Origin of the sequence: Micromonospora sediminicola, assembly GCF_900089585.1 — a bacterium.
Classification (GTDB): domain Bacteria; phylum Actinomycetota; class Actinomycetes; order Mycobacteriales; family Micromonosporaceae; genus Micromonospora; species Micromonospora sediminicola.
Map to the genome: position 1 here is coordinate 3,270,926 of NZ_FLRH01000003.1, position 14,741 is coordinate 3,285,666.

At 74.2% G+C, this 14,741-nt stretch carries 13 protein-coding genes and 1 riboswitch; of the genes, 5 read left to right on the forward strand and 8 right to left on the reverse strand.

From position 1 onward, the window contains the following. Nucleotides 1-5: 5 nt before the first annotated feature. A complete protein-coding gene (locus tag GA0070622_RS15585; RefSeq protein WP_091573961.1) occupies nucleotides 6-920 on the forward strand; it encodes an NADP-dependent oxidoreductase in 915 nt (304 codons plus the stop codon). A 60-nt stretch (nucleotides 921-980) separates the two neighbouring features. Here GA0070622_RS15585 and GA0070622_RS15590 read toward each other — a convergent pair whose 3' ends face one another. Both GA0070622_RS15590 and GA0070622_RS15595 read right to left on the reverse strand, forming a co-directional pair. After that, nucleotides 981-2,006, reverse strand: coding sequence for a transaldolase family protein (locus GA0070622_RS15590; RefSeq protein ID WP_176558772.1), 1,026 nt, complete (start codon nucleotides 2,004-2,006; stop codon nucleotides 981-983). 64 nt (nucleotides 2,007-2,070) lie between these two features. Further along, entirely contained in the window at nucleotides 2,071-2,496 is a 426-nt protein-coding gene (locus tag GA0070622_RS15595) for a PPOX class F420-dependent oxidoreductase (RefSeq protein ID WP_091573963.1), read from the reverse strand. A 245-nt stretch (nucleotides 2,497-2,741) separates the two neighbouring features. On the opposite strand from GA0070622_RS15595, the gene GA0070622_RS15600 reads away from it, so the two are divergent. Further along, nucleotides 2,742-3,653: an NmrA/HSCARG family protein gene (locus tag GA0070622_RS15600; protein ID WP_245666326.1), complete on the forward strand. Its 912-nt coding sequence runs from the start codon at nucleotides 2,742-2,744 to the stop codon at nucleotides 3,651-3,653. A 19-nt stretch (nucleotides 3,654-3,672) separates the two neighbouring features. Then, a complete protein-coding gene (locus GA0070622_RS15605; protein ID WP_141684583.1) occupies nucleotides 3,673-4,518 on the forward strand; it encodes a DUF6081 family protein in 846 nt (281 codons plus the stop codon). Between the two features lie 48 nt (nucleotides 4,519-4,566). Here the strand turns inward: GA0070622_RS15605 and cofC are convergent, their stop codons facing one another. Both cofC and fgd read right to left on the reverse strand, forming a co-directional pair. After that, nucleotides 4,567-5,193 (reverse strand): 2-phospho-L-lactate guanylyltransferase, encoded by a 627-nt coding sequence (cofC, locus tag GA0070622_RS15610; protein ID WP_091573966.1) that lies wholly within the window; start codon nucleotides 5,191-5,193, stop codon nucleotides 4,567-4,569. Beyond that, a complete protein-coding gene (gene fgd / locus GA0070622_RS15615) occupies nucleotides 5,190-6,194 on the reverse strand; it encodes a glucose-6-phosphate dehydrogenase (coenzyme-F420) (protein WP_091573967.1) in 1,005 nt (334 codons plus the stop codon). Before fgd ends, cofC begins: the two co-directional genes overlap by 4 nt. A 146-nt stretch (nucleotides 6,195-6,340) precedes the next feature. On the opposite strand from fgd, the gene GA0070622_RS15620 reads away from it, so the two are divergent. Next, nucleotides 6,341-7,105 (forward strand): helix-turn-helix transcriptional regulator, encoded by a 765-nt coding sequence (locus GA0070622_RS15620; protein ID WP_091573968.1) that lies wholly within the window; start codon nucleotides 6,341-6,343, stop codon nucleotides 7,103-7,105. Here the strand turns inward: GA0070622_RS15620 and GA0070622_RS15625 are convergent. The 4 genes from GA0070622_RS15625 to GA0070622_RS15640 form a co-directional block, all read right to left on the reverse strand. Next, on the reverse strand, nucleotides 7,102-7,629 hold the full coding sequence (locus tag GA0070622_RS15625) for a hypothetical protein (protein ID WP_091573969.1): 528 nt from the start codon (nucleotides 7,627-7,629) through the stop codon (nucleotides 7,102-7,104). The two genes, GA0070622_RS15620 and GA0070622_RS15625, sit on opposite strands and share 4 nt — an antisense overlap. Next, nucleotides 7,623-9,857 carry a flagellar hook assembly protein FlgD gene (locus GA0070622_RS15630; protein ID WP_091573970.1) on the reverse strand — a complete coding sequence of 745 codons (2,235 nt, stop codon included), beginning with the start codon at nucleotides 9,855-9,857 and terminating at the stop codon, nucleotides 7,623-7,625. The genes GA0070622_RS15625 and GA0070622_RS15630 overlap by 7 nt, the downstream gene beginning before the upstream one ends. 161 nt (nucleotides 9,858-10,018) lie before the next feature. Then, nucleotides 10,019-11,014, reverse strand: a complete 996-nt coding sequence (locus GA0070622_RS15635; protein ID WP_091577471.1) for a ribonucleotide-diphosphate reductase subunit beta — start codon at nucleotides 11,012-11,014, stop codon at nucleotides 10,019-10,021. A gap of 20 nt (nucleotides 11,015-11,034) precedes the next feature. Further along, on the reverse strand, nucleotides 11,035-13,422 hold the full coding sequence (locus GA0070622_RS15640; RefSeq protein WP_091573971.1) for a ribonucleoside-diphosphate reductase subunit alpha: 2,388 nt from the start codon (nucleotides 13,420-13,422) through the stop codon (nucleotides 11,035-11,037). 118 nt (nucleotides 13,423-13,540) lie between these two features. After that, nucleotides 13,541-13,752: riboswitch (cobalamin riboswitch) on the reverse strand. Nucleotides 13,753-13,882: 130 nt separating this feature from the next. Here GA0070622_RS15640 and GA0070622_RS15645 point away from each other — a divergent pair. Then, the gene (locus GA0070622_RS15645) at nucleotides 13,883-14,713 is read left to right on the forward strand and encodes a PrsW family glutamic-type intramembrane protease (protein ID WP_091573972.1); all 831 of its coding nucleotides are present in this window, start codon (nucleotides 13,883-13,885) and stop codon (nucleotides 14,711-14,713) included. Nucleotides 14,714-14,741: the final 28 nt, after the last annotated feature.

Here is a 14,741-nt window from a genome sequence, read left to right on the forward strand (position 1 = left end):
TGACAATGGCCAAGATCGTGGTGTTCAACGAGTACGGCGGGCCCGAGGTGCTGCACCTCGTCGACGTGCCCGACCCGGAGGCCGGCGCCGGCCAGGTGCGGATCCGGGTCAAGGCGGCCGGGGTCCAGCCGTTCGACTGTGCCACGCGGCGGGGTGACTTCGCCGCGTACAACCCGCTGACCTTTCCGGTGCGGCTCGGCAACGAGGTGGCCGGCATCGTCGACCAGGTCGGCGACGGCGTGACCGGGTTCGCCGACGGCGACGAGGTCATCGCCTACCTCGACATGCAGGGCTACGCCGACACCGTGGTGGTCCCCGCCGAGCAGGTGGGCCACAAGCCGGCGAAGATGCCGTGGGCCGAGGCGGGCGTGCTGACCGCGTCCGGGCAGACCGCGTACACCGCCCTGGACGAGCTGCGCGTCGGCGCGCAGGACACGCTGCTGGTCCACGCCGCCGCCGGCGGGGTCGGCTCGTTCGCGGTCCAATTGGCCAAGGCGCGCGGCGCCCAGGTCGTCGGCACCGCCAGCGAGCGCAACCACGACTACCTGCGTTCACTCGGCGCGGTCCCGGTGACCTACGGACCGGGCCTGGCCGACCGGGTGCGCGCGGCCGTGCCGCAGGGGATCACCTGCGCCCTCGACGCGATCGGCGGCGAGGCGTTGGACGTCTCGCTGGAGCTGCTGGGCAGCACCGAGCGGATCGTCACCATCGCCGACTGGGCCCGGTCCGCGCAGCTCGGCATCCGGCGCATCGGCACCGAACGCTCGGCGCAGAAGCTCGACGACCTCACCCGGCTCTGGTCCGAGGGCAAGCTCGTGGTGGAGGTGGCCGAGACCGTGCCGCTGAGCCGGGCGGCGGAGGCGCACCGCCTGGTCGAGACCGGCCACGTGCGCGGCAAGGTGGCACTCGTCGTCGACTAGGCGACGCGCGAACGGCCCCCGGACGCCGAGGCGTCCGGGGGCCGTGCCGACCGGTCCGGCTCAGCCCACCGGCTGCCGGCGCGTGGCGGCCACCGCGTCGCGGACCCGCTGCCAGGCGGCCACCGAGCGGGCCACCGACCGCGCCCGGATCACCCGGTGCACGTCGGGCAGGTCCACGCCGATGTCGGTGAGCCGGTCCAGCGCCTGCCGGGCCTCCTCGTACGTGCCGTGCACCGTGTCGCCGCGCGGCTCGCCGTACTCGACGACGGCCCGCCAGGTGGCCGGGGAGAGCACGGCGGCCGCGCCGGAGACGACCAGCTCGTCGACGTAGCGGGTCTCCAGGTAGTAGGGGTCGCGGACCTGGGTGGCGGTCCACACCAGCCGGGGCTTCGGCGCGCCCGATGCGGTCAGCCGGCCCCAGGCCGGCGCGCGCAGCGCGTTCTCGTAGGCCGCGTACGTCATCCGCGCGGTGGCCAGGGCGGCCGTGCCGCGCAGCCGGGCCGAGTCGTCGGTGCCGATCGCCCACAGCCGCTTGTCGACCTCGGTGTCCACGTCGGCCACCGGCACCGACACCAGCGCCGGCGGGAAGCCCTCGGCCGCGTCCAGCCCCTCGCGGACGGTGTCCAGCGCCGCGCGCATCAGCTCCGGCGCGGAGACCAGCGCCACCTCGACGCCGATCCCACCGGCCAGCAGCTCCCGGGCCGCCTCGGCGGCGAACACCCGGACCACCACGTTCGGCCGGTCGGCCAGGTCGACGACCCGGCGGGCCTCGGTGACCGCGCCGTCGACGTCGTCGGCCAGCCGCGGGTCGACCTCCACGCTGACCAGGCCGTCGCGTCCGCCGGCGGCGTGGTACGCGGGCAGCAACGCGTCGGCGGCCCGGCGCGCCACCGAGGCGGTGATCCGCCGCACCGCGTCGTCCCCGTCGTCGCCCTCGGTGGCGGCCGGGCCGGCGAGCGCGGCCCGGACCGCGTCGGCGCCGAGGACCAGCCCGGTTCCGGCCGGCGGGTCGGCGGCGACCGCCGCCGGATCGTCCCGCCACACGCTCAGGCCCGCGTCCACGAGCCGGCGGAGGTTGTCCGTCACGATCTGTCTCCTTCTGGCGTCGGCACGCCGTGGCACGGCGTGTCAGGGGATGGCCGGTGGACGGTCAGCCGGCGGTGGTGGCCGGGGTGACGGTGCGCCGCACCATCGCCAGGTGGTTCGGGTCCAGGCCCCAGGTGAACAGCCGCCGGGGGTGGATGCGGATCAGCTCGGGGCTGAGGAACTCCAGCTCCGGCGGGACCGGCTGGTCGACCAGCGCTTCGGCGAGCCCGCGGATCTCGATGCCCCGCACCCGCCACGGACGGCGGGAGACCACGTCGTCGATGACGAACGACGCCTTGCCGTTGGCCGCGACGTTGCGGAACTTCTGCGTGGTGGCCATCGCCCGGCCGCCGATGTCGATGCAGTCCAGCTCGGCGTTGTACCAGTAGACGACCGGGTTGTTCTGGAGCGTGCCGTTGGGCTGCGCGGTGGCCAGCCGGCCGAGCCGCTGCGACCTCAGGTACTCCAGCTCGTCCTCGGTGAAGATCACGTCATCCTGCCCCTCGTCGGCGTCCGGCCCGCGCCGCGCGCGGCCCGCCGGGTGTGCGGCACACCCGGCGGCCCGATCGTCGGGGCCCCGGCTCGCCCCGGACTGGAGGCCGGGTCGAGGGCGACTCGAACCCGTGGCCTCGACCGGCTCTCGACGCCGGCTCTATCCCCGCCGGTGAGCCTTCGTCGGCAGGACGCGGACGGCCGGACGCCGCCCGCCGTGGCCGCGAGGGCGAGGAGGTGGCCGTGACAGCACGGGCAGACCGGTGGGTGCTGGTGTTCGGGGCGACCGGGAAGCAGGGCGGCGGAACCGCGCGGCACCTGCTGCGGCGGGGCTGGGCGGTGCGCGCCTTCGTCCGGGACCCGCAGCGCCCGGCGGCGCGGGACCTGGCGGCGCGGGGCGCCACCCTGGTCGTCGGCGACCTCGACGACGCCGCGTCGGTACGCGCCGCGATGACCGGGGCGTACGGCGTGTTCAGCGTGCAGACCCCGCTCGGGCCGGGCGGCGTGCCCGCCGAGGAACGGCACGGCCTGACCGTGGCCGACGTCGCCGGCGAGGTGGGCGTGGCGCACTACGTGCACAGCTCGGTGGGGGGCGCGGAGCGCCCCGAGGGGGTGTTCTGGCGGGAGGCGAAACTGCGCATCGAGGACCGCATCCGCAAGCATGACCTGCCGGCGACGTTCCTGCGCCCCACCTACTTCATGGACAACTTCGCGCAGTACCCGCCGCTGCGGGAGGGCGACGAGCTGGTCTACCGGCGGGGCCTGGCGCCGGACACCCCGTTGCAGATGATCGCCTCCGGTGACATCGGCTTCTTCGCCGCCGCGGCCTTCGACGATCCGGCGACCATCGGCGCCCGGATCGAACTCGCCGGGGACGAGCTGACCGGCGAGCAGATCGCCGCCACGTTCGCCCGGCACACCAGCCTGCCCACCCGCTACGAGCCGGTGCCGATGGCGGAGCTGCGCCGGCAGAGCGAGTGGCAGGCCACCGCCTACGGCTGGCTGAACCGGATCGGCTACCACGCCGACATCCCGGCCCTGCGCCGGCAGAACCCCGAGCTGCTCACCCTCGCCGGCTGGCTGTCGCGCACCGGCTGGGCGCCGAGCAGCACCCACAGCGCCCCGCCGGCGGCCGGTGTGCCGCGCAACGGCTGACCCGACAGTGGAGGTGGCGATGAGCGCCGAGTCCGAGACCACGACCCGTCCGCACTCCAGCGGGGAGGAGGTGCTGCACGACGACTTCACCGGCCCGCTCTCGGTCGGTGGGCCCACCTCGCGGTGGCGGCTGCGACCGGTGCCCGGCTTCCCCGCCGGGGACGGGACGCCGGTCACCGGGAAGGGCGGCCTGACCGTGGTGCCGACCGGGACCGACCCGGGCACCGGCGAGCCGGCGTTCGCCGAGCCGCCGCAGCCGCTGTCGGAGACCGACCACCTGCGCTGGGCGTTGATGGCCAACCGGGACACCCCGGCGGGCCTGCCCGGCTTCGCGGTGCCGGCCGGCGGCTTCACGCTGCGCGCGGAGCTGGCCGTGCGGGCGTACGGTCTGGACCGCCACCCGTACGGCGACGCCGTCGCCGACCCGCACCGGGACCTGCGGCTGGGCGCGTCGGCGCTGATCTGCATGGACCGGGAGACCGGCATGGTGTTCGACTTCATCGTCACCGACCGGTGCGTCTTCGCCGTCTACGAGCGGCTGGCGTTCCCGCCGCACACCTACGGCGGGTTCTCGTTCGCGGTGCCGGTCCGCGACCGCGAGCCGGCGGACGTCCACGAGCTGGCCCTGCGCTACGACGCGGACCGGCGCACCGCGCACTGGTACGTCGGCGACGACGAGGTGCTCACCGTCGACCGGATCGGGCACCGCGTCCTCGACCCGGGGTACGCGCTGCGGGACAACGGCCGGCCGGCCGAGTCGGCCGCGCCCCGGCAGCTCACGGTCGGGCTGGCGTTGTTCGCCGACCGGATCTGGGGCCAGGGCGTGCGGCTGGACGTGCGGCGCCTGACCGCGTACCGGGACTGAGCCGGCGCGGGACCGCCGGTGCCCGCCCGGCGGTCCCGCGGCCCGGAGTCACCAGGGCAGCCAGGGGTGGCCGGTCGGCGCGTGCCCGGCGGCGGCCAGCACCCCCGCCGACGCCGGGCCGAGGCCCAGCCGCAGGGCGTCGCGCAGGTCGGCCACCGTGTCGACGTCGCGACGCAGGCCGGGCACCGACAGCGACCCGGTCAGGTCGGCCGTCCCGGCCGTCGCGTGCCGGGCCCGCGAGCCCGGCCCGTACGCCGGCCGCAGTCGTCGGCCGCTGCGCGCGGTGAGCAGCGTGGTGCCCGTGCCGGGGGCGTCGGCCAGCACCGCCGCCTCGTGCGCCGACGCGGCGGCCAGCGCGTCCGCCAGCTCCGCCGGCCGGGCGGCCGGCAGGTCCCCGGAGAGCACCGCCACCGGCCCGGCGATGCGCGCCGCGGCCGCCCGGACCGCCGCGGACAGCCCGCCACCGGGGTCCGGCAGCACGGGTACGCCCCAACCTCGGGCCACCGGCTCGCCGCTGACCAGGCACACCCGCGCCACCGCAGCGGCGGTGGCGAGCACGTCGACCAGCATCGCCTCGGCGACCGCGCGGCGCAGCCCGACCGGCAGGGCCAACCGGCTCTTCGCCCGGTCGAGCCGCTTCACCGGCACCAGCACCGTCCACTCCGGCGGCGTCACCGCGGGTCCGGGTCGGCGAGCAGCGGCAGGACCTTGGTGCTGTAGAGACTGAGGAACTGGGCCTGGTCCGGGCCGGGGGCGTGGAACACCAGGTGCCGGAAGCCCAGGTCGAGGTACTCCTGCACGCGGGCCGCGTGCTCGGCCGGGTCGGCGGAGACGATCCAGCGGCTGGCCGCCCGGGCCAACGGCAGCGCGTCGGAGCGGCGCTGCATCTCGATCGGGTCGTCCACCCCGGTCTTCTCCTCCGGCGTCAGCGCCAGCGCCGCCCAGTGGGCGGTGTCCCGCAGCGCGCGGTCCGGATCGGTGTCGAAGGAGACCTTCACCTCGATGGTGAGGTCGAGCGCGTCGGGGTCCCGCCCGGCGCCGGTGGCGCCCTCGGCCACCGCCGGGAGCAGCCGGTCGGCGTACAGGTCCCGGCCCTTGCCGCTGGTGCAGATGAAGCCGTCGCCGAGCCGCCCGGCGAGCCGGGCCGCCACCGGGCCGCCGCCGGCGACGTAGAGCGGCACCGGCTGCTCCGGCCGGTCGTAGACGGTGGCCCGGTCGGTGCGGTAGAACCGGCCGGCGAAGTCGACCCGGTCCTCGCGCCACAGCCGGCGGATCAGCTCGACCGCCTCGGTCAGCCGGGCCAGTCGCTGCGCCGGCGGCGGCCACGGGGCGCCCAGCGGCGCCTCGTTGAGCGACTCGCCGGACCCGACGCCGAGCACCACCCGCCCGGGCGCCAGGCAGCCGAGGGTGGCGAAGGCCTGCGCGACCACCGCCGGGTGGTAGCGGAACGTCGGCGTGAGCACGCTGGTGCCCACGACGATCCGCCGGGTACGGGCGACCAGCGCCCCCAGCCAGGGCAGCGCGGCCGGGGCGTGACCGCCGTCGTGCCGCCACGGCTGGAGGTGGTCGCTGACGAAGACCGAGTCGAACCCGTGCTCCTCGGCCCGCACCGCGTACTCCAGCAGCTGCCGCGGGCCGAACTGCTCGGCGGAGGCCTTGTAGCCGAACCTGACCATCTGCCACCCCTGTCTGTCGGTGGCTCGACGATCTCCGGTGCGGTTCGGGGCGGCCTCGAACCGCGGTCGAGACCGGGCGGTGTTGGAAGGTGATCAGTGTCCACTTGCCGACCGGCCGCGCGTGCGCCGGCTCCTATGGTCCGCTCGTGACGCTTTCCACCACCGCCGCGGACCGGGCGTGGGTCCGCGAGGTGGCGACCGGGATCGGCGCGCTGCGGGGGCGCGCGCTCGTCGACACCGTGCTCGCCGCCCTGGCCCACCGCCTGCGCAGCGAGCTGTCCACCTACGCGGAACTGGACCTGGCCACGCTGCGCCTGCCCGACCTCGCCGCGGACCGGCCGGTCGACCGCACGCTGGTGCGGCGGATGCACCACCAGCTCACCGACCATCCGCTGTTCGCGCCGACCGTACGCCGGTCGCACCCGTACCCGGCGGGGCCGCTCCAGGTCACCGACGTGCTGTCGGAGCGGCAGTGGCGGCGGCACGCGCTCTACCGCGAGGTGTTGGCGCCGCGGGGCATCGGCGCGCACACGGTCGCCCTGGTGGTCGGCCCGACGCCGGTGTTGAGCTGGTACCAGTTCAACCGGGACCGGGTCTTCGACGCGCGTGAGATGGACCTGCTCGCCCGGTTGCAGCCGGCGCTGATCGCCGTGCACCGGTGCGTGCGGCTGCCCGGCGGGCCGGTGCCGCCCGGCGGCGCCGGCCTGACCGGGCGGGAGGTCGAGGTGCTGCGCGGCATCGCCGACGGCCTGACCGTGCCGGCCACCGCGCGCCGTCTCGGCCTGGCCGCCGGCACCGTGCGCAAGCACCTGGAGAACGTGCACCGCAAGCTGGGCACCTCCGGGCCGGTCGCCACCGTCATGCGGGCGGTGGCGCTCGGCATCCTGGAGGTGCCCGGCCCGCGCGCCTAGATGGTGGCGCAGGGCAGCGGCGCGTTGCGGCAGGCCTGGATCAGCGAGGCCACCTCGACCTGACCGATCCGCCGGTCGGCCAGCACCACGTCCACCACGAACGCGGTGTCGGTGACCGGCAGGTCCACCACCACGTCCGCCTCCTTGGCCCGGGGGGTGTCGTGGGCCTTCTCCTTGTTGCCGTAGACCCGCGTGGCCAGCGGGTCGTCCAGCCACAGCGTGTCCAGCACGGCCCCGCCGGAGTCCCGGACCACGAGCTGGAACGGCCCGCCCGTGCCGCGCAACGACGAGGCGAACCCGCTGTCGATCTCCAGCAGGTTCGGCGTGGCGGCGCGCGCCGACACGCGTAGCCCGAGCCGCAGGTGGGTGCCGGTGGTCGGGTTCGCCGGGTCGACGGTCGGCGCCGGCACCACCGGCGCCGCGCCGGCCGCGGTGGTCCCGGTCCGGGTGGCCACCGCGGCGGCGCCCAGGAACGGCACCGTGAGCGCCGCCGCGAGGAGCATCCGGATCCGTCGGTTCAGCATTGCCCTCTCCCGCATCGTGCGAAGGTCGCCTCGGCGGCCCGGATGTCGTCGGCCCGCTCGACCGAGTTGTCGATCATGACGTCGGCCATCGGCCCGTCGCTGCGCCACCAACCGGTCGGGCTCACCCCGTCGGTGATCTCGTTGCAGGTGCGTGCGTCCGACCCGCCGCGCTGGCAGGCCGACAGCGAGGGGTAGGTGTTGCGCCCGTCGCCGTAGGAGTAGCCGCCGTCGCAGCAGTACTCGTCGCCCTCGTGGTAGGCGCTGTGGTGCAGTTCGTGCCAGCCCACGATCGGCGAGTCGGCGCTGAACACCGCGCCGGAGGCGTTGTCCCGGCAGTTGACGGTGTGCAGCACGCCGTTGGTCTCGGCGAAACTGACCGGGCTGAACGGCCCGCGCCGGCACAGCGCGTCGCCGTCCGGGCTGACCGTCACCTCGACCGGCACGTTCTGCACCCAGATGCCCACCTGGGACCAGTGCGTGCCGATCGAGCTGGGGAACACCCGCGAGCGGATCCCCAGCAGCTGCCACGCGTTGTCGTCGACGGCGTTGCCGAACTGCCGCGCGCCGTCCAGGGTGGACGTGTCGTAGCCGGTGCCGGGCGCGTACGCCACGTCGATGGTCTGGTTGAGCGGCCGGGTGTTCACCCGCCCGTCCGCGCCCACCACCGCCGGCACGCTGGCCCGCCACAGCGGCACCAGGGTGACCTCGGGGCCCTGCGACGGGTCCGGCGGGTTCAGGTCGGTGATCCGCCAGTCCGCGGTCGCGGTGCGCATCTCCGGCACCCCGTCCGCCTCGCTGGCGGTGACGCGGTACGCGACCGCCTCCCCGGCGAGGATGTCCGACGGGATCACCGCCTGGCACTCGGTCGCCTGCACGCAGGTCTTGACCACCCGGGGCGCCAGGGTGACCGGACGCCCGATCCAGCCGGCCGGGCTCATCTCGACGGTGATCCGGGCCGCCGGTCGCGCGGTGTGGTCGGCGGCGACCACCTTGGCCCGGATCGACGTGCCCGGCACGGCCTGCGGGTTGACCGCCGGTACGCCCGGCTCGGCCAGCGCGTACACCTCCAGGCCCGGCGGCGGGTCGCTGACCGGCACGACCCGCGAGGTGGCCGGGAACGCGCGGCCGTCGTCGGCGGTGCCCTCCAGCGTGAACGTGTAGCTGCCGGGGGTGGCCCAGGAGCCGTCGGCGTGCCGGCCGTTCCAGGAGAACGAGAGCGGGCCGGCGGCGCGGCGCTGGTCGGCGGTGCGGTACACCTCGGTGGCGCCGCGCAGCACCCGCATCCGGAACGTCCCGGCCGCCGAGGCGACCGCACCGACCACGATCGGGCCGCTGCGGTACTGCCAGTTCGTGGCCGGCTGGCTGGTCATGCCGGTGAAGGCCAGGCCCACCCGCTGGATCACCCGCGCCTGGGTGGTGCGCGCCGACGCGCCGTCGACGGGGTCGGCGACGGTGATCGTGTATCCGCCGACCGCCGCGTACGACCCGTCGGACCAGCGACCGTCCCAGGTGACGTTGAAGACGCTGCCGTAGAACGGCGCCTCGAACAGCACGAACGACGCCCCGGTCGCCTGCGCGGTGACGGTGAACCGCAGCGCGGAGGGCACCGACAGGGTGCCGCTCACGGTCAGGATCTCGCCCAGTCGCGGGTCGAACTCGCGGGGTGTGCCGCCGGGCGGCGGCGACGAGATGGCGATGGCGGTGGGCCGGGGTGACACCGACACCGTGAAGATCGCCCGGGAGGGGCCGCCGCTGGTGGTCCACCGGGACGTGCCGGACCGGCCGCCGAGCAGGTTCGTCGTCGCCCAGTCCTTGGCCGTACCGGCGTTGAGGTCGGCCTGGTCCCGGCTGCCTCCCTCGGTGGAGTCGTCCTCCCACAGCTCGAAGTTGACCCGGAAGTTGCCGGTCACCGAGCGCCCGGCGCAGACCGTGCTCGGGGTGACGATGTCCGTCCCGCCGGCCGCCGGCAGCGCCATCTCGCACCGCAGCTGCTGGCCGTCGTCCTGGGTGATGATCGCGACGCCGAAGAGTTCCGGGGTGTCGCACACGACCAGCCAGACCCGGTCCAGGCACTCGGTGGTGTGCATCTCGTCGACGGTCACCGTCACCGTCGAGCCGTAGCTCGCCGCGGCCGGCGTGGCCGGCAGCGCGGTGGTGGCGGCGGCGCCGACCACCATGGCCAGCGCCGCCGCCAGGAACGGCCGCAGCCGTTGACGTATCCGTTTCACGCGCGTTCCCCCCTCGTCCGCCGACGCCCGCCCTGGGTTCGGCGATGACAACGTCGCGGATCGGGGAGGCAGGGGCGATACGCGCATGCGCGTACCGGGAATGTCGTCGACGGGACTGCGGACCCGCCCCGGCCGTCCCGGCGCGGGGCGGGCCCACCGTGCTAGAAGTCGTCGTCGAAGGTGACGCCGCCGGTGACACCGACCTGGTACGCCGACACCCGCCGCTCGAAGAAGTTCGACAGCTCCTGCACGTCCTGGAGCTCCATGAACGCGAACGGGTTGCGGCTGCCGTACATCGGCGCGATGCCGAGGCTGGCCAGGCGCCGGTCGGCCACGTGCTGGAGGTACTCGCGCATGTCGGCCGGCGACATCCCGGACACGCCCTGCTCCAGCAGGTCCTCGGCGAACTGCGCCTCGCACTCCACCGCCTCGGCGAGCATCTCCCGAACCTGCCGCTCCATCTCCTCGTCGAACAGGTCCGGCTCCTCGGCGCGCACGGTGTCCACCACGTCGAAGGCGAACGCCATGTGCATGGACTCGTCCCGGAACACCCAGTTGGTGCCGGAGGCCAGCCCGTTGAGCAGGCCCCGGGACCGCAGGAAGTAGACGTAGGCGAACGCGCCGTAGAAGAACAGCCCCTCGATGCACGCGGCGAAGCAGATCAGGTTGAGCAGGAACGCCCGCCGGTCCGCCCGCGTCCGTAGCTCCCGCAGCTCGTGGATCGAGTCGATCCACCGGAAGCAGAACTCGGCCTTGCGGGCGATCGACGGGATGTTCTCCACCGCCGCGAACGCGGCGAACCGCTCCGTCTCGTCCGGCACGTACGTGTCCAGCAGGTTGAGGTAGAACTGGACGTGCACCGCCTCCTCGAACAGCTGCCGGGACAGGTAGAGCCGGCCCTCGGGGGAGTTGACGTGCTGGTAGAGGTTGAGCACCAGGTTGTTGGCGACGATGGTGTCGCCGGTGGCGAAGAAGGCCACCAGCCGCGACACCAGGTGCCGTTCGGCCGGGGACAGCGACGCCAGGTCGGCCAGGTCGGCGTGCAGGTCCACCTCCTCGACCGTCCAGGTGTTGCGGATGGCGTCCTTGAACCGGTCGAAGAAGTGCGGGTAGCGCATCGGGCGCAGGGTCAGGTCCATGCCGGGGTCGAGCAGCATGGGCCGGGTCTCGGTGGTGGTCACTGGCAGGCCTCGCAGCTCTCGGGGTTCTCCAGGGAGCAGGCCAGCGCCTCGTCGTCGGCCACGACGAGCGGTGCGATCGCCGGGGTCACGGCGACGGTGGCCTGCTGGATCCGGGTGGCGGGACGGGACCGCAGGTAGTAGGTGGTCTTCAGCCCGGCCTTCCAGGCGTACAGGTACATCGAGGAGAGCTTGCCGATGGTCGGCGCGCTCAGGAACAGGTTCAGTGACTGGGACTGGTCGATCCAGGGCGCCCGGGCGGCGGCCAGGTCGATCAGCGCCCGCTGCGGCAGCTCCCACGCGGTGCGGAACAGCTCCCGCACCTCGGCGGGCAGCTCGGTGACGTCCTGCACCGAGCCCTCCGCGCGCTTGATCCGGTCCCGGATCTGCGGCGTCCACAGCCCACGCGCCTTCAGCTCCCGCACCAGGTACGTGTTGACCTGGAGGAACTCCCCGGACATGGTCTCGCGCTTGAACAGGTTGGACACCTGCGGCTCGATGCACTCGTAGCAGCCGGCGATCGACGCGATGGTGGCGGTCGGCGCGATCGCCACCAGCAGTGAGTTGCGCAGGCCGTGCGCGGCGATCCGGGTCCGTAGCGCGGCCCAGCGCCCGACCTGGGTCGGCTCCGCGCCCCACAGGTCCGGGTGCAGGTCACCCTTCGCCGCCCGGGTCCGGTCGTACGCCGGGTGCGGGCCGAACCGTTCGGCCAGCCCGGCGGAGGTCTCCAGCGCGGTCAGGAAGATCTCCTCCTGCACCCGGGTGGACAGCTCCTTCGCCTCGGCCGAGTCGAACGGCAGGCGCAGCGCGAAGAACGCGTCCTGCAACCCCATCAGGCCCAGCCCGACCGGCCGCCAGCGCGGGTTCGACGCCGCCGCCTGCGCGGCCGGGTAGTAGTTGATGTCGATCACCCGGTCGAGGAACACCACCGCGGTGCGCACCGTCGCGCGCAGCCGTTCCCAGTCCACCCCGTCGGCGGTGACGTGCGCGCCGAGGTTGACCGAGCCGAGGTTGCACACGGCGGTCTCGGCGTCGTCGTTGACCTCCAGGATCTCGGTGCACAGGTTGGACAGGTGCACGACGTTCCCCGGCTCGCCGGTCTGGTTGGACAGCCGGTTCGCGGCGTCCTTGAACGTCATCCACCCGTTGCCGGTCTGCGCGAGCGTGCGCATCATCCGCCCGTACAGGTCCCGGGCCCGGACCGTGCGGACCGCCTTCTTCTCGGCCGCCCGGTACGCGGCGTCGAACGCCTCGCCGTACAGGTCGGGCAGCTCCGGCGCGTCGGACGGGTCGATCAGCGACCACTCGCCGTCGGCCTCGACCCGGCGCATGAACTCGTCCGGGATCCAGTTGGCCAGGTTGAGGTTGTGCGTCCGGCGGGACTCCTCGCCGGTGTTGTCCCGCAGCTCCAGGAACTCCTCCACGTCCGGGTGCCACGGCTCGAGGTAGACGCAGGCCGCGCCCTTGCGCCGGCCGCCCTGGTTGACCGCCGCCACCCCGGCGTCGAGCGTCTTGAGGAACGGCACGATGCCGTTGGAGCGGCCGTTGGTGCCCCGGATCAGCGCGCCCCGGCCCCGCACCCGGGACCAGGAGATGCCGATGCCGCCGGAGAACTTCGACAGTTTCGCCACCTGGTGGTAACGCTCGTAGATCGAGTCCAGCTCGTCGCGGGGGGAGTCGACCAGGAAGCACGAGGACATCTGGGTGTGCCGGGTGCCGGAGTTGAACAGCGTGGGGGAGCTGGGCAGGTAGGCCAGGCTGGACATCAGCCGGTAGAAGCCGATCGCCTCGCCCGGCGTCTCCGACAGGCCGCAGGCCACCCGCAGCAGCCAGTACTGCGGCGTCTCCACCACGAGCCGGGTCTCCGGGTGCCGCAGCAGGTAGCGGTCCGCCACCGTCCGCAGCCCGAAGTACTCGAACCGCAGGTCACCGGCCGGGTCCACGGCGTCGTCCAGCCTGTCGGCGTGGCGCGAGACGAACGCGGCGGTCCCGTCGCCGATCAGCCCCAGCCCGTGCCCGTACGCGATCGACTGGCTGAAGCTCGCCACCTGTTGCCCGCGTACCTCCTTGTCCACGAACGCGGCCAGCAGCCGGGCCGCCAGCCGGGAGTACTGCGGCTCCTCACCGATCAGCTCCGCCGCGGTCTGGATGGACAGCCGGTCCAGCTCGGCGGTGGTGGCGCCGTCGTACAACCCGCTGATCGTCTTCGTGGCCACCCGCAGCGGGTCCACCTCGTCCAGGTCGGCGACCCACCGCTCGACCGCCTTGACGATCTTGTTGACGTCGACCGGCTCGACGTCGCCGTCGCGCTTGCGGACCCGCATCACGGGCCGGCGCTGCTCCGGTCCGCCCACCTCGGACGGTGGACTCTCCTGCACGACCGTCATGACCTCTCCTCGCTGTCACCGATGGCCTCGGACGGCGGGAGGACGCCAACGGGCACGGCACAGGGCCGGCCCGGCTGCTGGCGTCGGTCGTCCCGCGCGACCTCCGACCGCCGCGCGCGGCAGCGCACGGCGCGCTGGCAGGTCTTCGGACTCGCGGGCTCGACACGGGGTCGCCTACTGGCCGTCGCTTCCCGGGCCGGGTGGCCCAGTGCTTCGTTGACGGCGGTCGTTCCCACTCACCGCTGCGGGGCAGTCCCGGATTTCCACCGGGTTCCCTCTTGCGACACCCGGCCGGGGCCGACCGGGTGAACCAGCTGCGGTGAACACCATATATGGCGGTGGCCTCCCGTAGGCAACACCACATGTCGCGTCCGCGTGTCGGCAACGTCTCAGCGTCCACGGTGGCGTCGACGGGTCCCCCGCCATGGCGGACGCCGGTGTCGACGGCGATACTCGGCGCATGGCGAATCTGGGGCGCCGCTGGGCGTGGGTCGCGGTCCTGTTGGTCGGCGTCGGGCTGTTCCTGCTGGTGCTGGAGACACTGGCCGGCACCCGGAACATCAACTTCGTGCCGGCGCTGATCCTGCTCGGCGCCTCCATCGCACCGGCCACGTTCCTGACCTTCGCGCAGGGCCGCACCGGCCGGTGGCGGGTCCCCGGTTCGGTCGTCGGCCTCGCCGCGTTCGTCGGCGGGGTGGTCGGTGTCGTCGCGGCCGGCTGGCTGGAGTACGACACCCTGCACCGCCTCGGCGTGCTGCCGATGGTGTTCGTCGGCCTGATCGAGGAGACGGCGAAGCTGATCGTGCCGGTGGCGATCCTGCTGCTGTGGCGCCGGCACCGGTCGCCGGGCGAGGGTCTGGTGATCGGGGTGGCCTCCGGCGCCGGCTTCGCCGCGCTGGAGACGATGGGCTACGCGTTCACCGCCCTGGTCGGGTCGCAGGGCAACCTCGGCACGGTCGAGCAGACGCTGCTGATCCGGGGCCTGACCGCGCCCGCCGCGCACCTGTCCTGGACCGGCCTGACCGCCGGCGCGCTGTTCGCCCTCGCCGCCGCGCCGGGCGGGCGCCGGCTGGCGGCGTTCCTGCTGACCTTCGCCGCGGCCGTCACGCTGCACACCTGCTGGGACACGTTCGGCACCCAGGCCGCCTACCTGTTCATCGGCGGCGTGTCGCTGGGCTGGGTGCTGCTGCGCCTGCACCTCGACCGGGAACGGCCGGACGACGTGCCGGCGGGTCCGGCCGCGCCGCCGCGGCGGGTCGACGACGGGCTGGGCGCCACGCCCGGCCGGTGAACGCCGCCGCGCCCACCGGCCACTTCGG